The 19,441-nt window shown below is 35.1% G+C and carries 19 protein-coding genes; 9 read left to right on the plus strand and 10 right to left on the minus strand.

Features of this window, described 5'->3' with window-relative positions; genetic code table 11:
• Nucleotides 1–55: 55 nt before the first annotated feature.
• From NQ163_RS00815 to rsfS, 4 genes are all read right to left on the minus strand, one after another.
• On the minus strand, nucleotides 56–832 hold the full coding sequence (locus tag NQ163_RS00815) for an SDR family oxidoreductase (RefSeq protein ID WP_268188437.1): 777 nt from the start codon (nucleotides 830–832) through the stop codon (nucleotides 56–58).
• Between the two features lie 87 nt (nucleotides 833–919).
• Nucleotides 920–1,744 (minus strand): phosphatidate cytidylyltransferase, encoded by an 825-nt coding sequence (locus NQ163_RS00820; RefSeq protein ID WP_268188438.1) that lies wholly within the window; start codon nucleotides 1,742–1,744, stop codon nucleotides 920–922.
• 223 nt (nucleotides 1,745–1,967) lie between these two features.
• Nucleotides 1,968–3,992 (minus strand): ATP-dependent zinc metalloprotease FtsH, encoded by a 2,025-nt coding sequence (gene ftsH / locus NQ163_RS00825; RefSeq protein ID WP_268188439.1) that lies wholly within the window; start codon nucleotides 3,990–3,992, stop codon nucleotides 1,968–1,970.
• Nucleotides 3,993–4,008: 16 nt separating this feature from the next.
• Nucleotides 4,009–4,392 carry a ribosome silencing factor gene (rsfS, locus tag NQ163_RS00830; RefSeq protein WP_120238526.1) on the minus strand — a complete coding sequence of 128 codons (384 nt, stop codon included), beginning with the start codon at nucleotides 4,390–4,392 and terminating at the stop codon, nucleotides 4,009–4,011.
• 213 nt (nucleotides 4,393–4,605) lie between these two features.
• Here rsfS and NQ163_RS00835 point away from each other — a divergent pair, with 213 nt between their 5' ends.
• The gene (locus tag NQ163_RS00835; protein ID WP_268188440.1) at nucleotides 4,606–5,355 is read left to right on the plus strand and encodes a biotin--[acetyl-CoA-carboxylase] ligase; all 750 of its coding nucleotides are present in this window, start codon (nucleotides 4,606–4,608) and stop codon (nucleotides 5,353–5,355) included.
• 150 nt (nucleotides 5,356–5,505) lie between these two features.
• On the opposite strand, the gene NQ163_RS00840 is transcribed toward NQ163_RS00835, so the two are convergent.
• From NQ163_RS00840 to pyrE, 4 genes are all read right to left on the minus strand, one after another.
• Entirely contained in the window at nucleotides 5,506–7,815 is a 2,310-nt protein-coding gene (locus NQ163_RS00840; protein WP_268188441.1) for a TonB-dependent receptor, read from the minus strand.
• A 108-nt stretch (nucleotides 7,816–7,923) separates the two neighbouring features.
• Nucleotides 7,924–8,250, minus strand: a complete 327-nt coding sequence (locus tag NQ163_RS00845) for a hypothetical protein (protein ID WP_120238529.1) — start codon at nucleotides 8,248–8,250, stop codon at nucleotides 7,924–7,926.
• A gap of 84 nt (nucleotides 8,251–8,334) precedes the next feature.
• The gene (locus NQ163_RS00850; protein WP_110361056.1) at nucleotides 8,335–8,832 is read right to left on the minus strand and encodes a hypothetical protein; all 498 of its coding nucleotides are present in this window, start codon (nucleotides 8,830–8,832) and stop codon (nucleotides 8,335–8,337) included.
• Nucleotides 8,833–9,056: 224 nt separating this feature from the next.
• Nucleotides 9,057–9,689, minus strand: coding sequence for an orotate phosphoribosyltransferase (gene pyrE / locus NQ163_RS00855; protein WP_268188443.1), 633 nt, complete (start codon nucleotides 9,687–9,689; stop codon nucleotides 9,057–9,059).
• A 93-nt stretch (nucleotides 9,690–9,782) separates the two neighbouring features.
• Between pyrE and NQ163_RS00860 the strand changes: the two genes are divergently transcribed.
• The 7 genes from NQ163_RS00860 to NQ163_RS00890 all read left to right on the plus strand — a co-directional run bounded on the left by NQ163_RS00860 (nucleotide 9,783) and on the right by NQ163_RS00890 (nucleotide 16,098).
• Nucleotides 9,783–10,376 carry an NUDIX hydrolase gene (locus NQ163_RS00860; RefSeq protein ID WP_268188445.1) on the plus strand — a complete coding sequence of 198 codons (594 nt, stop codon included), beginning with the start codon at nucleotides 9,783–9,785 and terminating at the stop codon, nucleotides 10,374–10,376.
• 16 nt (nucleotides 10,377–10,392) lie between these two features.
• The gene (locus NQ163_RS00865; protein WP_268188446.1) at nucleotides 10,393–10,770 is read left to right on the plus strand and encodes a hypothetical protein; all 378 of its coding nucleotides are present in this window, start codon (nucleotides 10,393–10,395) and stop codon (nucleotides 10,768–10,770) included.
• 805 nt (nucleotides 10,771–11,575) lie between these two features.
• Nucleotides 11,576–13,099: a hypothetical protein gene (locus NQ163_RS00870; RefSeq protein ID WP_268188447.1), complete on the plus strand. Its 1,524-nt coding sequence runs from the start codon at nucleotides 11,576–11,578 to the stop codon at nucleotides 13,097–13,099.
• 16 nt (nucleotides 13,100–13,115) lie between these two features.
• Nucleotides 13,116–13,652, plus strand: a complete 537-nt coding sequence (locus NQ163_RS00875) for a surface lipoprotein assembly modifier (RefSeq protein ID WP_268188448.1) — start codon at nucleotides 13,116–13,118, stop codon at nucleotides 13,650–13,652.
• 233 nt (nucleotides 13,653–13,885) lie between these two features.
• On the plus strand, nucleotides 13,886–14,464 hold the full coding sequence (locus NQ163_RS00880) for a hypothetical protein (protein WP_268188450.1): 579 nt from the start codon (nucleotides 13,886–13,888) through the stop codon (nucleotides 14,462–14,464).
• A 262-nt stretch (nucleotides 14,465–14,726) separates the two neighbouring features.
• Nucleotides 14,727–15,380 (plus strand): hypothetical protein, encoded by a 654-nt coding sequence (locus NQ163_RS00885; RefSeq protein WP_268188451.1) that lies wholly within the window; start codon nucleotides 14,727–14,729, stop codon nucleotides 15,378–15,380.
• A gap of 85 nt (nucleotides 15,381–15,465) precedes the next feature.
• Nucleotides 15,466–16,098: a hypothetical protein gene (locus tag NQ163_RS00890; protein ID WP_268188453.1), complete on the plus strand. Its 633-nt coding sequence runs from the start codon at nucleotides 15,466–15,468 to the stop codon at nucleotides 16,096–16,098.
• A 418-nt stretch (nucleotides 16,099–16,516) separates the two neighbouring features.
• Here the strand turns inward: NQ163_RS00890 and NQ163_RS00895 are convergent, their stop codons facing one another.
• Nucleotides 16,517–17,215: a Crp/Fnr family transcriptional regulator gene (locus NQ163_RS00895; RefSeq protein WP_268188454.1), complete on the minus strand. Its 699-nt coding sequence runs from the start codon at nucleotides 17,213–17,215 to the stop codon at nucleotides 16,517–16,519.
• Nucleotides 17,216–17,349: 134 nt separating this feature from the next.
• Here NQ163_RS00895 and NQ163_RS00900 point away from each other — a divergent pair, with 134 nt between their 5' ends.
• Nucleotides 17,350–17,805: an OsmC family protein gene (locus NQ163_RS00900; protein ID WP_268188455.1), complete on the plus strand. Its 456-nt coding sequence runs from the start codon at nucleotides 17,350–17,352 to the stop codon at nucleotides 17,803–17,805.
• A gap of 173 nt (nucleotides 17,806–17,978) precedes the next feature.
• On the opposite strand, the gene NQ163_RS00905 is transcribed toward NQ163_RS00900, so the two are convergent.
• Nucleotides 17,979–19,385, minus strand: a complete 1,407-nt coding sequence (locus NQ163_RS00905; protein ID WP_268188457.1) for a TlpA family protein disulfide reductase — start codon at nucleotides 19,383–19,385, stop codon at nucleotides 17,979–17,981.
• Between the last annotated feature and the right edge of the window lie 56 nt (nucleotides 19,386–19,441).

The raw sequence follows: 19,441 nt of genomic DNA on the forward strand, positions 1-19,441 counted from the left end.
TTGGGTTCCTTTAAGTTAATGTTTATCCTAATTGGAAGCAAATGAAATTATAAATTTAACCGTGTACGCCTAATATTTGCCCACCATCAACACTAATGGTTTGGCCTGTGATGTAACCCGAAGCAGGAGATAGTAGCCATGTTGCCAATTGTCCTAAATCATCAGGATTTCCCATTCTTTTCATTCGAATTCCTGAAGCTATTTTATCTTTGGCTTCTTGAGCTGTAATATTTTCCTGCTCCGCTTTTTTATCCAGTAAACGATTGATGGCTGGAGTTTCATGATAGCCTGGTCCAACAATATTTAATGTTACACCCGAATCAGCAATTTCCTGTGACAATGTTTTTACAAATCCTACCACTGAAAGTCTTAAGGATGTACTTAGAACCAAATTGTCGATAGGTTGTTTTACCGATGAGCTTTCCAGAAAGACCATTCTTCCATAAGATTCCTTCAGCATCAAAGGAACAAGAGCTTGAGTAAGGGCTACTTTCCAACGTAGCAATTGATGATAGGCATTGTCCCAGTCATCAATTTTGGTTTCCAGGGTTTTCATTGCCGGCGGACCACCAGCATTCACAAATACACCAGAAATTTTCCTGTTATTAATCTTATCTAGTAAAAGTTGTATGCTCTCAGGTGCAGTAATATCTGCGCAAAAACTTTCAATGGAGTTAGGCTTATCTTTTTCTAGTTCATTTAGTTTTTCATCGCTACGGGCAATAGCAATTACTTTGGCTCCATCCTTAACCAGGTATTTTAATACTGCAGCTCCAAAACCAGAAGTTGCACCGCATACTACAAAAAGTTGATCTTTAATATTTAAATCCATATAGAAATTTTTTTTAGATTGAAATCCTACTAAAAATAACTTTTTCTTTTTGGATTTTATTCTCGATTTGTAATGATTATGAGTTTTTTAACGGAAGAACTCATTAATGATCTGAAGAAATACGAAAATCATTGGAGAAACAAGTAATATAGCATCGAATCGATCCAATAAACCACCATGTCCAGGAATAATTGTTCCAGAATCTTTAATATTAAGACTTCTTTTTAGTAAGGATTCTACCAAATCACCCATCGATCCGAATACCACAACAATAGCACCGCCAATAATCCATTGTACAGAAGTTAAATCCTTTGAATATAATGAAATTAAGTAGGCAATGACAAGTGTAATTACCGCACCACCAATACTTCCTTCCCATGATTTTTTTGGAGAAATTCTCTCGAATAAACGATGTTTGCCAAAGTTTACACCAACCAAATATGCACCAGTATCATTCGCCCAAATTAAAACGAAAATGCCCATTAAAATCTCCCAATGAAATTCATTATCACCAAAAGGGAAAACCATGAAATTTAAAAGAGAAAAGGGCAAAGCTACGTACAGCAATCCCATAAATGTATAGGCGATGTTTCCAAAAGGATTTTCCTTTTTACGGTACATCTCAATTATTGGGATAAGTACCAGTAAAGGAACAAACAAGGCAAATAGTGTGGAGTTGTTAAAATGAGTATAGGCAAAACATGATGTGAACAAAAGCGCTGCGCCAATTAATCCTGTAGTAATTTGAGGAATGCAATTGTTTTTTTGAATGAGTTTGTAGAATTCAAAAGTAGCTAGCAGTGTAATGCCCATAAATACTGCGAAAAAAGCAAAGGGATGAATAACTATTCCTGCTATAAGTACAATTACGAATATCGCTCCAAATAATGTTCTTGTTAAAAAGTTCCCCACGTGAAAAGAATTAATAGTTCTTTGATGCAAGCATCAATTTGTTCAGTTAGTGTTTCAGCTTTCAAAAGTAGTGTTTTTTCACGACTTATTAGAGTAAGATCTTCTGAGATGATGTTTTAATAACATCTTACAGATTGTTTGTCAGTATATTTTAAAAATATGTCAAAAAGAAAAGCTGAATTACCAATGGTAATCCAGCTTTCAAATATTCTATTAAAACAGATTAAACTGCTTTACTTTCATTATCACCTTCAGTTGTTGGTGGAACAATTTTCTTTTCTTCTGCCTCTTGTTCTTTGCCAAAATTTCTTTTTCCAAAGATTTCTTCAAGATCCTCACTAAAGATTACCTCACGCTCTAGAAGAAGTTCAGCCAATTTGTTGTGACCTTCTTCATTGTTACGAAGCACTTGTTTTGCTCTTTCATAACTGTTCTCAATCAAAGTTTTTACTTCTTGATCGATCAACTCGGCAGTTTTTTCACTGTAAGGTTTCGAGAAAGAGTAATCAGACTGACCTGATGAATCGTAGTAACTTACATTACCAACCTTATCGCTCATACCAAAGATCGACACCATTGCAATTGCTTGCTTGGTTACCTTCTCCAAATCGTTTTGAGCACCAGTTGAAACTTTACCAAAAGTAATTTCTTCGGCAGCTCTACCACCAAGAGTAGAACACATTTCATCAAGCATTTGCTCTTTGGTTGTAATACTTCTTTCCTCAGGAAGATACCAGGCAGCACCAAGAGCTTTACCACGAGGAACAATGGTAACCTTTACCAATGGATGTGCATGCTCTAGCAACCATGAAATTGTTGCGTGACCAGCTTCGTGATAAGCAATTGTCTTTTTCTCTTCTAAAGAAATGATCTTGTTTTTCTTTTCAAGACCACCAATAATACGATCGATCGCATCAAGGAAATCTTGTTTTTCAATGATATCTTTTTTCTTTCTTGCCGCAATTAAAGCTGCTTCATTACATACATTGGCAATATCAGCACCAGAGAAACCAGGTGTTTGCTTTGCAAGAAATTCCTGATCAATTTTGGGATCAAGTTTCAATGGTTTTAAGTGTACATTAAAGATCTCTCTTCTTTCGTTCAAATCAGGTAATTCAACATGAATTTGACGATCGAAACGACCTGCACGCATTAAAGCACGGTCAAGAATGTCAGCACGGTTGGTTGCTGCCAAAATGATTACACCTGAATTGGTATCGAAACCATCCATTTCGGTCAACAACTGGTTCAAGGTATTCTCACGCTCATCGTTTGATCCCATATTTGGATTTTTACCACGGGCACGACCAATTGCATCAATCTCATCGATAAATACAATACAAGGAGCTTTCTCTTTGGCTTGCTTGAACAAATCACGAACACGGCTTGCACCTACACCTACAAACATCTCAACAAAATCGGAACCCGACATGCTAAAGAAAGGTACGTTTGCTTCGCCAGCAACGGCTTTTGCCAATAAGGTTTTACCAGTTCCCGGAGGGCCTACAAGTAATGCACCTTTTGGAATTTTACCACCTAGTTTTGTATATCGCTGTGGATGTTTAAGGAATTCCACAATTTCTTCTACCTCTTGTTTGGCTTCAGCCAAACCAGCAACATCATTAAAATTAACATTGATATTTGATTCCTTATCAAAAACCTTAGCTTTCGATTTACCTACATTAAAGATGTTACCACCTCCGCCACCACCACCGGCACCACGGCTCATTCTACGGAAAACATAGAACCAAATTCCGATAATCAGTGCAAATGGAAGTATCCACATAATAAAATCACCAAAGGGATTTTCTTGAGTTGTATATTCAGGTTCAACCCTGTCGTATTCAGAGATTCTTTCCTGTGCTTTTTCCAATTGCCCAGCAAATTGCTCAATAGAACCAATTGGGAATGTGTAATGTGGACCTGATTTAGAAGGTGAATCAAAACTAGATTCAAAAAGATCAGGATACTTGTCTAAACTTGCTTCTCTTAGGTAAACGTTAACTTCTAAAAGATTTCTGATCACAACAATTCGGTCAACATCCTGGTTGCGGATCATTTCATTTTTAACCTTTTGCCAGCTGGTTTCTTTCGGACTTTGTCCCAAGTCCAGCAAGTTAAGGGCAATAAAGGCTACTGCAATTAAACCATAAATCCAATAAGCATTGAATTTAGGAGGCTTAATCATATTGTTCCCATTTTTCCCTTTTGAAAAAGGAGATTTATTTTGATTATTATTCTCTGTCATTCTTTTTAGTTAAAGGTTATTGATTAGGCTGAGGATCCTCCATTCGGGTGATTGGAGCATCTGCCCATAAACTTTCTAATTTGTAAAAATCTCTATATTCTTTTTGGAAAATATGAACTACAACATCTGCATAGTCCAAAAGGATCCATTGTGCATTTTGTAATCCTTCTTTTTTCCATACTTTTTCGTTAATTTCTTCTCTTACGTAATCTTCAACGGAATCAGCTAAACCTGTAACATGCGTAGTAGATGTTCCATTACAGACTATGAAATATTTACATACCGAGCTGTCGATATTTCTTAAATCTATTTTTACAATATCTTCAGCTTTCCTCTCTTGCAATCCTTCAATAATTGTCTCAACCAGCTCCTCTGAGTTATACTCCTGCTTTTTTGTCATATTTTAATTTTACTTACAAAGATAATTTTTTTTTATTCTCAATAACTTCCTTTTGCATATTGCTTGTCGAAAGTGTTATAATTTACTAATCTACAGATTTTATAAGCTTTCAAGGGTTATAATTGTTTAATCTTTCTTCTTATTTTTGTCGATCAGGAATGTATTATTTTTAAAGATAGTAATTCCATAAATGATAAACCAACAAGCCATTATATGCAGCAAAAATTATTTACTCCCCAATTAATTATACGCAAGAACGAGATAAATTCCACAAATAATTTTGCCTTGGAATTGATAAAATCCGCAAATCCTGCAGCCGGGACTGTCGTTTTGACATTAAATCAGACAAAAGGCCGCGGACAGCAAACAAATTCTTGGGAAAGTGAAAGTGGCAAAAACCTTACCATTAGTATCATTCTTAGACCAGAATTTCTACCAATTCCCGATCAATTTCATATTTCGATGGTAATTTCTCTTGGCGTGCATGATTATTTGAAAGAATATTTGGATGATGTTCTGGTTAAATGGCCAAATGATATTTATGTGGGAGATAAGAAAATTGCGGGAATCTTGATCGAACACTCCATAATGGGATCTGTACTGAGTACATCGGTATGTGGGATTGGTTTAAATATTAACCAAAGAAAGTTTGTATCGGATGCTCCAAATCCAATTTCTCTTTCGAACTGTACAAATCAGGAGTATGATTTAGAGACAGAGCTTTCGAACTTATTGGGTAAAATTGAAAATAGATACTTCCAACTTGAGGATGGCGATAAAAAACAGTTGGAAAAAGATTACTTAGATACACTTTATTGGATGAATGAACCTCATACCTATAAGGATAAAAATGGTGTGTTTAAGGGAAAAATTGTGGGAATTACAGAATGGGGACAATTGAGAATTGTTGCAGAAGGAAAGGAGAGAATCTATAATTTTAAAGAGGTGAGTTTTGTAAGATAGAGATTTGTAATAGCTATAAGCCTCAAGCTACAAGGGGAAAATACTTGTGGCTTGTAACTTGGAGCTTTTAGCTAAAAGCTGTCAGCTCTCAGCCGTCAGCAAAAAAAGTGCTGTTAGCTGAGAGCTGAATGTTGTAAGCTAGTATCTATACTAAAAATTCAATGACAATTTTACATTCACATTTCGTCCCGGATTATAAAATCCTAAAGGTTTAAGACTCGACAAATGATCTGTATAAGTCTTGTCGAACAAATTGCTTACGCCTGCCAATAGCTTAGCATTAAAGTTTCCAATTTTAAAAGAAGTTCCTGTTTGAATATTAAACAGATGATAGGCTGCAGTTTTGGTTTCAAACTGAGCAGGATCATTTTGATCCATAGCATATTTCCATTCGAATTTGATAAAAGGATTCTTAAATTGCTTGTTGCCTTTACCAAAGAATTCCAGGCTTGTATTCAATTTGTGTTGTGGTATAAATGGCAGTCTTCCGCCATCATCTTGCTTCCCAATTACCATTGAATAATCGGAATGAATTTTTAGGTAATCTACTGGTACTACATTTATCGCGATTTCACCTCCATATAATTTGGCATCTTGCTGATCGTATGCATAAACAAATCCGGCTCCTTCTGGGGCAGGTTCATCAGTAGGTGCCAAATAAATAAAATCGTAAACTTTATTATAAAAAAGTGAAAAATCGATATTGTGATTACTTGTGTGATAATGCAGTCCCAAATCGGTTTCGAAACTTTTTTGAGCATCTAAGTCAGAATTTCCTTCCTCGAACCTGTTACCATGAAGACCATGTTGCGAAAGTTCAGCCAAATTTGGCACACGGTATCCTGTAGCCAGGTTAGTTCTCATTAATAATGATTCAGAAAGGTGAAATGTTGCACCTAAGGAAGCGTTCAGGTTATCAAATTTCCGATTGATATGTACCATTTCTTCTTCATGATGTTCCTCCTCTTCTTCGTGATGATCACCTTCCTCTTCATGATGTTCGTCTTCTGGTTCTCCGTGCGAGTGTCCACCAGCTTCTTGTTCCGGAACGTAAAGAGATCTGTGATCATATCTAACGCCAAGTTGAATATCGGCTTTCCCAACTTCCTTTTTCAGCAAAGAGAACAATGAAAAGTCATCAATTTTCGCATCAGGAATAATTCTATTCGGAGCTCCCTGATTTTTGTTAGATTGGTGCATGCCTTGAACTCCTACCAGGAACTCTGTGTTTTCTCCTGTTGGGAAGTACAACTTACTGTCGTAGGTGAAGGTTTTTAAGTCCATATCCACCAATCGGAAATGCTCCGAATTAGGATTACCTTTTAATTGTCGGTTATTGAATTGATATGCTGCATTTACTTCCAACTTGTAATTTCCCAGAAATAATCTGTTTCTCGACGAAATAAGGTGTTGAGTTAAATCCTGAAACCAATAGTGGTTCTTTCTATTGCCTTCACTTACTACCTCTAAAGCTTCACTGTTTGTCATACCTAATTTAGGCTGTAGGTAGTCGTAATAAAGTTTAAAACTACCAAAGTCTTTAATCAAACCTAAACCCAATTGTATGCCTTCTGAATTGAAACGGGTATTTGGTACAAACTCACCATTTCCGTCTTTGTAATCGCGGTGAGATTGTTTTGTTGCTCTTAGCATCCAGAACAAACTGTTCGAACTTCCTTTTACGCCAATGTTGTGATTCCATCCACTGGATACAGAGTGAAATTCAGAAGAAACATCAGCTTGAACTGAATTGGCTGGTGCAGGTTTTTCGCGAAGGATATTAATCACACCACCCATTGCATCCGATCCGTAAAGTAATGAGGCAGGACCTTTTATTACTTCGATATGATTTGCTCCTTGTTCATTAACCAAAAATGGATGATCGGTTGAGAACTGGAAATTTTCTAATCGAACTCCATTGTTTAAGAAAATGATGTTGTTTAAGGATAATCCTCTGATGACAGGAGTACTTACTGCCGGACTTCTTGAGATTACATCAACACCTGGTATGCTGGATAGCTTTTCTCCAAGCGAAGGACTGACCAATTGTTCCAATTTCTCTTTGTTAAGAACTGAAATTTTAATTGAGTTCTCGTGCTGAGCTGAAGGAAAACCACCGGAGACTACGATATCTTGGGTGGTTACTGAGGTAAATTCCAAATCAACATTAAGTTGATTGTTTTCGGATTGAATGTTAATGGTTTTGATAATTGATTCGTAACCAACAAAAGAAAACTGAACCGTTAACTTCCCTTGTGGAAGATGTTCCAATACATAAGTACCATCAGAATTACTAACTGCACCTTTTTGCAATTCTGGTACAAAAATACTTACTCCAGGTAGGGGAGTGCCATGGTTTTGATCTTTAACGGTCCCACTTAATTTGTTGTTGCTTAGCTCTACTGATGAGAAAGCGTAAAAAGGCAATAGCAATAATACTGCCAGAAAATATCTGATCATAATTTTAAAAGAGTTTTTTGATTTGGTAAAACACAAATACAAGTCGATAAGTGATATCAACATAGATTCACTTCAAATGCATAATTTGAGACTTGTTTTTTAAGGCATTTATATTTCAAAAAACTCAGGAGGAGCACGCAAGCTAAAATCAAATCTCGGAGGAGTTTGAATTTTAATGGTTTGTTTTGCTTTGTGAGATATGAATTCAGTACTGCTAACAGCAGGGATATGAAGCATATCAGTAGAATCAAAATAGAAGTAGTCGAAATCCTGAATAGCACAAATGTCAGCTACATCAGGAGTGTGATTTGTACAAGAATGACAATGATGCTCGTGATTAGGGAACATCATGTGCTGGGCTTTAATTACAATTGGCAGAACAAATGCCATTGCAAGTAAAAAACCGAGAATTCTATGTCTACTATTTAGATTCATTCAATCCAAAGCTATTTAAAAAATAGCAAGGCACAAAAAAAGCCGTTGAGTTTTTTCAACAGCTTCTCCTGATCAAGTTTGATCCTATTCCATATTCTGAAGTGCACTGAAAGGAATTTGAGTCAATCCCTCTGCCAATTGATTGATGCCTTTTTCCAACTTCTTTTTCAGCATCATTTTCATCATGGCATTTAATTCAGCATGCACGGTTAATCGCACTCTAGTGTCGTAAGGTCCCTTATCAATTAATTGAATCCATAAATAAAATTCGAATGGACTTCTTCCGTACCCGGTTAATTTTAAGGTTTTATTTTCTTCTTTTTCGACAAATTGTAATCCAGCTTCACCGAATCCTTTAATTACAAATGTACAGTTGTCTTCAGTTGCTTCCCAATGTTCGATGTGTTCTTTAATGTTCATCTTCTTTTTGGTTTGAGCTTCAATTTGCTCTTGCACCTGAGGATTTTCTGCAGCCAATTCAAAAACTTTGGCAATTTTTCTAAAATCAGATAAGAAACCATATACATCACCAACCAGGTGTGGAATCTTATGTACTTCACTTACAATTTTTGTTGTCGACATTTATCCGTCCTCCATTAGAATACAAAAGAGGGTGTTTGTTAGCTTTTGGCGATAAGCGATTGGCTATTAGCCTGGCTAAAAAACACTCTCTTTTAAAAATTATATTTTTTGGAAAAGATTTTCTACAATTGGGTAAAACAATGAATTAATTTCAGTCTTGCGATGTGTAAGAATTCTAATTTTAGAAAGCCAATTGCCATCACTAAGAGAAATTGAATGCTAATTTATACTCCCCAGCTTGCCGGATCTTTTCTCCATTCTTTCAATTGATCAACATCTTCAGCTTTAATGTATCCAATTTCTTGAGCACGATCAATCATGATGTTGTAATCACTTAAAGTATCAAGCTTACAATTGTTTTCAGTAAAATTATCAACTGCTTTTTGGAAACCATAAGTAAAAATAGCTACCATACCCAATACTTCGCAACCAGCTTCTCTTAAAGCTTGAACCGCTTTTAAGCTACTACCGCCAGTCGAAATTAAATCTTCGATAACCACAACTTTTTGTCCTGGTTTAATTTCACCTTCAATTAAGTTGGTCATTCCGTGCGCTTTTGCCGATGAACGAATGTAAACCATTGGTTTATTCATTTCTTCAGCAACCAAAGCTCCCTGTGCAATAGCACCTGTTGCTACACCTGCAATTACTTCAACTTCAGGATATTTTTCCATTACAACTTCAGCAAAAGCCTTCTTAATATAAGTTCTAACCTCTGGGTAAGAAAGAGTTTTACGGTTGTCACAATAAATAGGAGATTTCCATCCCGATGCCCAGGTAAATGGGTTTGTTGGTTCTAGTTTAATTGCCTTAATTTGTAGCAAATATTCAGCGACTTGTTTAGCAGTATCTTGCATACTTTCTCTGGATTTATGGATTGTTATACGAATTCAAAACACGGAAATTCAAAGCATTATGTTTTTCCGATGTATTTTAAAAATCTACCGCAAATGTATAAAGTATTTTTTAAAGATCGATTGATTTTTTTAGGTGATAAAAAGGAATGTTTGAATTTTGATGGAATGGTTTATGCATGGACGGAAGAAGAATCTCTGGAAGGATTAATTCATCAGTTTGATGAGGAAGAGCACAGAGAGCAAATTTTTGTGGTTGCCGACGATCTTGAAGAACTTTTTGCCCACTTTAAATCTTGCTTTAAATACATTGAAGCTGCAGGTGGAAAGGTATATAATTCTAATAATGAAATTTTGGCCATTTACCGATTGGACAAATGGGATTTGCCAAAGGGAAAAGTAGAGGACGGTGAAGAAATTCCTGAAGCTGCCATTCGTGAAGTAGAGGAGGAGTGCGGAATTTCAGGTGTCGAGATTGAAAAGGAACTCAACTCGACCTATCATACCTACTGGATGAAAGGCAAATTTGTTTTAAAGCGCACCTACTGGTATCAAATGACTTATTCGGGATCTGAAGAATTGGTTCCTCAAACCGAGGAGGACATTCAGGAAGTAAAATGGTTGGCAGAAGATAATTTGGAAGCGTTTAAAAACAATACTTATGCTTCTATATTGGAAGTGATTTCATAATTGATACAATTGAAGAATGCTTGATTGGAGAATTCTGGATTGGAAAAAGAATCTCAATAAAAAGAGCAATACCGAATTGCTTGATTTATTTAAGGAGAGCAATAGAATTAATATCGATCCACAGATATATGCGGGTAATTTACTATTTGAAAGAGGATTTAATCCTACCGAACTGTTAAGAATAAAGAATGACCTTAAAGATGCTATTGAAGCTGCATTTGAGAAAATGCATGGGAAAAATCACTCAGAGATCATTAAGGAAAATGTAATTAGACAAATAACTTATTGCACAATGTCGGCTGTCTTGCTAACTTTTTCGTATAGCAAACAAACCATTTTCAAGTTTAATGATTTGATTGAGAGTAATTTTACAGCATATGCCATTTTAATATGACTTTCATTTTTCCCACTACTTTTTATCAAACGAAGTAATCAAAAAGCAATTCAAAAATATCAAAAATCCTTACAGGAAAAGCAGGAATTAATTTCTAAGATTGATAGGGAATTGAAGATTTAATTTATGGATGCTCCTCTTCTATGTAAGTTAATTGCATAGAAGATAATTGAATGCAAGAAGCTTTTGTAAGTACTAGTCAGAAATGAGAAAACGCTCTCATCATCAGTCATTACAAGCTCCGACTATCATGGGAGATTTACCGAAGCAAGAAGCAAGCGAAGACCATATTCATTTATACACAATTCTGCCGGTAAGAATACAGCTTGTTTAACATCGAAACAAGGCTCAATTTTAAAAAATTTAGTCAAGATTTTTCAGGATGACTTATGATAGCTATCCTATCTTCTGAAAACCTATAAACCAAGTCCGGTCCAAATGCAAAGATGCCCCTAAATCTTTCCATTTGAGCTCAGCAAATTAAATTCCTGTAACAAATTAATATACCTCCTAAGATTGTTTTCCGACTGACTTTCTCATTTCTATGAAAGAAACCTGTCAGATCTGGAGAAAAATTGTTGAAAAATGGTGAATTTTCATAGCATACAGCAACTTACAGACAAATAGAATATTGCACTGTTGAACATATGGTAATGTTGTGGCAATACTATGGTTGGCAAATTGAGCATAGTGTATTTTTATAGGTAGGGTGGTAAATTATCTATGGTAGATATTTTGTTTTTGAAAAAAGAAGCTTCTAAATTAGGATTGAAAATTTTACATAACTTTTAAAATTTAGTGGCTTATGAAAAAAGGATTATTTTTACTTTTGCTTGTGTTTGCATTTGGTTGCAATCATGACGAAATCGTTGAGGAAAAATACTTAAGTGGTGAACATAAAGCGCTTACGATTGAAAAAGGAAGATTGAAATTTGCCAGTAAAGAAGCTTTGCAAGACAAATTAAAAGAAATCAATGAGAAAAGTATCGAAGAAATTTATAAAGATTTTGAAATCCTTTACAGAAAAGATTTCTTATCTCTAAGGCCAATCGCAAACCCTGATGATATTGATAAATTAAATACTCTTCTTCAGTCATATAAAGAAAGGCCTATCCTTAAAAATGTCATCCATTCAACTAATACATTAAAATCCTCAGATCCTGAGAATCTATTTGAGGAAACGAACAATATCGTTTCAGATGATGATTTTGCTGGCTTACTAAACGAAAATGGTGAAATACAAATTGGTGATACTTTGTTTAAATACACCGAGAGTGGTCTTTATTTTGTGCATATTAATGACACGGCTCATTTAAATACTTATTTATCCGAAAAGAAAGATCAATTACTTCTGGATAATAAAACCAAAAGGGCTGCAGCAATGGAAAGAGAAGTTTCGATTGATGATCGAATAACAAGGTTCAGAATCCCCTCATCAGAACATAACAGTGGGAATGGCCGGACTCCCAGTAAGCCCGATCTTACAAACTTAACGAATGAAATGCAAAAGATTGTTAGTAAATGGGAGGCTACCAAAGGTAGACAGACTACCATTGCCGGCTGGTTTGGTAAGCGTAGGGTTGCCTATGCCCGGGTGAGTAGTCACAGAAGGGCAAAATTGATTTACACGAACCAAGATTTTAAACTTTGGGCTAAGACAGGAGTAGAAGTAAAATATCAAAAAAAGGGAAGTGGTATTTGGTGGAGATACGAAGCTGATGAAATTATACTTGGCATTAATGAATTCTCGTACTATGTAGAGCACAAAACAGATTATGTCGAAAAAATTCCTAAAACAACATGGTATTGGGAAAACCGTGTTTTTAATGAGCATTTACAAGATATTACACATGGAGTTGATAAATATCCAGATATCCCTATTTTAAGTAAAATTAAAGTTGTTGTAAATCTAAAGAAGTTAAATCTGCGAAAATATGGTATTACAGCTCCAGATAAAGTTACTCTTTCACCTAACATGTTGAAAAAACTGGGTTGGGATTTATTGAACGCTGAATTTATAAAGATTTTAAAAGGACTGGGAAGAAATCCAAAAGAGGCAGAACAACTTTCTATGACTGCTATTTCTGGCAACAAAATTTATTTTATGAATTTTAATTACACTGAGCGAAGAACGAATTCACGTCGATTAAAGAAGATTTATGCTAGAAAATATCAAACCCCTATTATAGTTTATGATCCAAACAAGAAAACAAACTTTAGAATAAAGCCTGATTTTACGGATCTCACAACAAACAAAACCATAACTGTTGATTTTTACGGTGGCGTCAAAAGAGGGGATAAATGGTATGGTAAAAGACTTTATTATTAAACTGTAATACTAAATTATGAAATCTATAATAATATTTATTTTTGGACTGTTTTTTATGTCATTTATCTCAAAGCATGCTAATTCTCAAATTCATATAGGAGTTGGAATTAATTATGGGAATAGGATTGAAGGGGCTGAGTGGGCATCTTCAAATGATTTATTACCTGGATTTGATGAAGCACATTCTTTTGGACTAGAGTTTAAAGGAGTTTATGATTTAAATTCTAATTGGGCTTTGGCCTCTTCATTACAATATTACTTTCCAAGATATCCCAATAGACGAAGAGAGCATAAGGGAAGCATAAATCTAAACGTTCATAGGGTTATTTGGAATGAATCTGCTGCCCAAGTATACATTTTAGCGGGGATAAATAACTCCATGATATATTATCGTTCCAAAGACAGACCAAAATCTTTTTCTAAATCAAAGCTTGGTACTACTTTAGGAATTGGGTTTAAAACAAAAGGAAAGCATCAATTTTACTCTGATTTGAAATGGAATACTCCTTTTAACAGTCCAATTTTTTCAATAGGTGTATTATTTAGATTATAACTTCATGTAAATGAAATGTAAAAGATTGTTAGTAAATGGGAAATGACCAAAGGTAGGCAGACTACTATTGCTGGCTGGTTTGATAAGCGTAGAGTTGCTTATGTGCGGGTGAGTAGTGCGCAGAAGAGCAAAAAAGATGAAATACCTGGAAAGGCTATAGAATGATTTTTCAGAAGTAATTTTTTACATGGGATACAAGTGCTTGCAAACTTGTATCCCGAAAATACCAAGCAATGAAAAAAATCAAATTTATTTATATCATTTTTTTATTCCTTTTGTTTGACCCCAAAACCATTTGTGCACAAGCAGAGAATAAAAAAGACATTCATCAAACCATTATTGAGTTCGATTTCAGTTTTAAATTACATCAACATGCTAGAAACGAGACGAATGAAGAAGTTTCAGTAATAAACGTAGTTGACAATTTCTTTGGTGTCCGGTACACAAATGCTTTTTTCATTAAAAAGGATTTATCAATAGGTCTAGGAATTGGTTTGGAAATGGCACCTGTTACCGAATTTCCAATTGTACTTGATATAAGAAAATATTTTGGTGAGAAAATAAACAAAAATTACATGGTTTTTAATGTCGGGCAAGCATATAGCGGATATTCCGGTTTTGGGACCTGGCTGGGCGAACTTGGTTTTGGACGCAACATTAAACTAGGTAAAAAATCGACTTTAAATATAAGTACAAATTATCAGTTAACTTACTTAAAATGGGGCAAGGTAAACGAAACAAATTCTTCAAGTAGGTGGGTGAAAAATTTCTATACCAATTCGCTAGCAATAAAAGTGGGGTTAATGTTTTAACTAAAATACATAAATTAATATACTCAGAAAAGAATCTTCATCATGCCACTATATTTGCTTTTAGTAATGCTTTAAAGGTGATTGTCAATTGTATAGGTTTGGCTGACAGGAGCCATAACTCCAGGTATATTAAACGAATATTCAACAGGGAATTTTTGAATTTTGGATCAATCAATAATCCAATTAGAGACTGTTAATATTAGCAGTCTCTTTTTTTTAAATATTATGATCTCAATTTTGATTAATAAAACTTCATCTCAACATGAAAAAAACAAAATATTATATTTCAATAATTATGGTAATATTCCTAATAAATAATGTATTCTGCCAGGTTATTGAAAAAGAAGAGAAGATTCTAACGAATGTATCTGTAATGATTGGAAGTGGATATTGTTTTGGCTCTGCGGAAGGAGGTATGGGTTTTAATGTAGAAATCCCCTTTGAATTCTATAATTATTTTGAAATTTCACCGGCCGTATCTTATGCAAGGCTAAATTCTAATTATGAAACAAGTGTGTATATAAAAAAATATCCTGACAATGGTGAGACATTAATGTACGATCTGACAAATGGCTCTTTTGGAGAAGATAAATTTTCGGGAGCTACATATAATCAACTCAATTTAGATTTAAATTTTCGCTTTAAACCATTAAGGATAATTGGAAGATCGGAAAAGCACAATATTGGAATTGGATTGGGCTATGGATTTAAATCCGGGACAAATATTTCAGAAGATTCTGAAAAAAACGGTACATATTGGCTGAGCTATTCCAATTGGCACACATGGGATATAAACCTGCTTTTTGACTACAATTATAAAATATCAGATAAGCACAGAATAGGCATATTTTTCAATTCATATGGAGGAAATAATGGCTATGATCAAATTGGACTTTTCTTTCATACTAACATTTAATACTTCATTGTAAAGCAGAACACATGGTAGAAAAATCACTTCAACTACTTGTGCTAAAACTAATGATGAATGAATTATTATTAGCATGAAAAAAATTAAAATTATATTGATCTTAAGTTTACTAAGTTGCCAGTTTACAATTGCTCAGCAAAAGGTTTCCACCTCGTTGCGAGTTGGTGCAGGTATGACAGTTAATGCTGGAATAGATGGTTTGGGGTTTAGTATGGAACTACCTGTTGGTGTTACTAAATTTTTAGAATTATCTCCATCAGTTTCGTATGCTCGCATTGCCCCGAACTACGAAACAGATTATAGTCACCGGGTGTATCCCGACAATTCAAAAAACTCCTTATCATACGGGGGAAGATCTTATGAACTTGGAACTTCCAATTTCTTTAAATCAGCCGACAGTCAATTTGGAATTGATTTAAATCTCAGAATCAAACCCCTTGTCTTATTTAAGAAAGAAGGGAAATTTGATTTTGCAATAGGTGTTGGTTACGGTTATAAAAGTGGGATTGATTTAATGGAAACTTCATCGGATGATGGTAACTACTGGATAACACATCAATCGTGGAATTCGATGGAGTGGAACCCCATATTGGTAGATGTAAATTACCAACTTAACAATAGGCATAAACTGGGCATTCATTTTAACGATTATGGAGGAAACGATGGATATACTTTGTTGGGCATCCATTTTATAACAAAACTATAATGAAGTGCATAGCCTAAGCTAAGGCAATATTTATAAACGAAACATAAACTCAAAAGGACGAAATATTTATTTAGAATTTGATTATTTGTAGTTAAAAGATTTATATTTCAAGGATTTTGAAGAGAAGAACGAGAGGAACAAGAAGAAAGTATTACAGAATAGTCAGCACGTTTGTCTTCATATTAATATTCATTTGTAACACCCGGTTGTATGAAAGTGCAGCCGGGATTTTTATAAAACTTTCTGAAAGGCCCGCGCAGGCTAGGTAAAAATGCGCAGCGCGGCTTAAAAGTGTGCAGATTTGGCATAATTTGCCGCAGTGCGATGAGAAAAGTTCGCAGCGGAGCATATTTTTGCGCAGCGCCTCATAAAAATGCGAAGGCCGATGTGATATTTGCGCAGCACACCTGAAAATCAACTATCCATTCTTCACAATCAAATCCAGTAGGTCAGGTTTTAGTATTGATACTTTTTTATCTGCAATTTCAATAATACCATCGTTATGAAACCTGGTGAGTGAATTGATAACACTTTCTTTAGAGCATCCAGCCAATGAAGCAAGTCCTATGCGAGTTACGGGCAATGTGAAAGTTGAACTAGCATAAATTTCGCTTAGCTCCTGAAGAATAAAGGCCAATGATCCTTCTACATTTTTTCCGGAAATACGGCAAGTTCGATGTAACATCATGCTTGTGCTTAATGACATGTGACGTACGAGTTTAAGCGCAAATTCTCCATTCTCTTTTAACAGGCTTTGAAACACATCCATATTTATCATTCGAATGCTTGCTTCTTCCAAGGCAACTGCCGAAAAATCAAAACTTTTACAAGCAAAGCTACAGGGTAGGCCTATAAAAGAACCACTTCCCAATAGTCCTACTGTTGAAATTTTTGAATCGTTGCTTACATCCACTTTGGTGATGCCTTTTTCCAAAAAAAGGATGTGAGAGGCAACATATCCTTGCTTGATTATGGTTTCACCCTTGGCAAATTGAAGTAGAGTGGTGGAATTTTCCACCAATGTTTTTTGATCAGGAGTTAAAGCATTAAAGCAATCTTTGGCGCTAATCGACTCTTGTTTACATTGTTGCCCTTTGGTTAGAAATTCGATATTCATTTTCTCAAGGAATTTACGGACTGAAATTGATATTAAATTCCACCAAATATAGTGAAACTATGCATTGCCCAATAATTTTGAGTGTAGTTGGGATGAGGCATTTTTAAGGATCAATTTAAATATTAAAGAATAAGATGTCAGATTTAAAGTTTAGAGTTAATGCTCATAGTGAAAACCCAACCAAAACAGTTGTAAAAGCACGAGGGTTTGAAATTGTTATTGATGAACCGGCAGAATTAGGAGGAACCAATGAGGGAGCCAATCCGGTGGAGTATATCCTGGCCGCTTTTTGTGGATGTATTAATGTAATGGCGCATGTTATTGCCAATGAAATGAACATTGAATTGCGTTCGGTAAAAATTAAAATGGCAGGAGAGTTAAATCCTGATAGATTATTTGGCAAATCTTTCGAAGATAGAGCGGGCTATAAGGCGATAGAGGTATCGATTGAGCCAGATTGTGATGCTAGCGAGGAAGAGTTGACAAAATGGATGGAAGCAATAGAGGACAGATGCCCTGTATCAGATAATTTAAGAAATATAACTCCTGTTGAGTTGAAATTAAAAACCAAAAAGTTGGTTAAAGCTTAAAATATATGGTTCTATTATAGAATATAGTGGGTAACTAAATAGCTTGACCTTGTAATGCCCACTTTGGTCAATGCAACAAGCTAAAGGTAGATAATAATGAATCTAAAGAATTACCCACTACAAATCATATAGAGCAAATATATTGACCACCACTACAGAAAGGTGGTGGTTTTTTAATGCTTTTTTTGTGCTTTTCTGGCAGCATCTCTGGCAATTTTTATGAACTCCAAATGGATGTATTCCTTTGGTGCCTGGGCAGGAGCTTTTAAAATGTTTCCTTTCGGGTCGATTAGTACATAGCTTGGAAAAGCTTTTACTTTGTACTTGTGAATTAGCTGGTGCTGATCGCCAATGGGTACAAATTTCCAGCTGTATTTGTTGGTTTTAGAGAACTCCAACCATTTTTTTACATCCCAATCGCAAACAATGCTTAAGAACTCAATGTGCTGTCCGAATTGTTGTTTTAGTTTTTCAATCTCTTTAAAATCTTGCAAGCAAGGGTAAGATTGTGTATTGCAGAAGTTCAGGTACAGGTATTTTCCTTTGAAATCGGCCAACTGAACTCCGCCCAGGTTGAAATCGGGAGCAGGGTAGTTTTTCTGCAGGTGAGTAATTTTGGCAATGTAGTTGCGGCAAAGGTTTTTGTTGTAAGTGTTGTTCGATGCTTTGATGACATCCTTTAGAATCGAAAGTGTTTTTTCTTTTCCAATAAATTTTCGCGTATAGGAATCAAAAGTGGAGGTTGCAATGATCATATCCAGCAATTGAGCATTGTTATAGGCAGGATATTTTTGCATCAATTTCTTGAATTCGGTATATGTGTTTTCCGCTTTGAAAGCATTGCTTAATGCCAGGCTTTCTTTCTGTTTAAAATATCCGTTAAAAAAGTTCCCATATTGTTTTTTGTACAAACTCATATAGGCAGGATTGTTCTGTTGAATTTTCTGATTCTTGAAAAAATCATTCTCAATTTTCAGGAACGAGTTTGGGTTCGATAAGAACTCCAAAAATCCCAATCGATATCGAAAATATTCGGTAAAAAACTCATTTTTTATGCTGCCAAACTCCTGTTTTAGCTGCTCTGAAAATTGAATTCCTGCAGATTTCTCTTTTTTTCTGTAAATCTTGTAAAAGTTCTGATTGATAAAGGAATCCATTTTGTCATCCAATGTGCGAATAATTCGGTTCAATTCGTTTGGTTCAGTGTTCGCAATCCCAATCATCAATTCATCGGCTTCGAAAAATGGATTTAATTTTTGCGCCGGTTTTAGTTCTTGTTTTGGAGGCAATCTTAGCTCATATTTTTTACCTGGCTCAACATACAAGAAAGCTTTGTATACTTCCAAAGGCAGGTAAATTAGTTGCGTTTTATCTACATCAAACTCTACAGAATATTCGCCATTTTCATCCACTTTAAAATCAGTAATTTTCTCACTCGTGTAGGTAAATGCATCGGTATGATACATGATACTGATTTTACTTCCTGAATATGATTTTGCGGTACCGGATAGAATCACTTTTTCAGCATTACCAACAAATGACAATAGCGAGAATAAAGTAAGAAAAAAAAGATTTTTCATAGCTTATGTTTTAATATGCGAATCAAGGGGTGCACTTCTTTCCCGAACAATTATTA

Source organism: Marinifilum sp. D737 (assembly GCF_026672275.1).
Taxonomy (GTDB): Bacteria; Bacteroidota; Bacteroidia; order Bacteroidales; family Marinifilaceae; genus Marinifilum.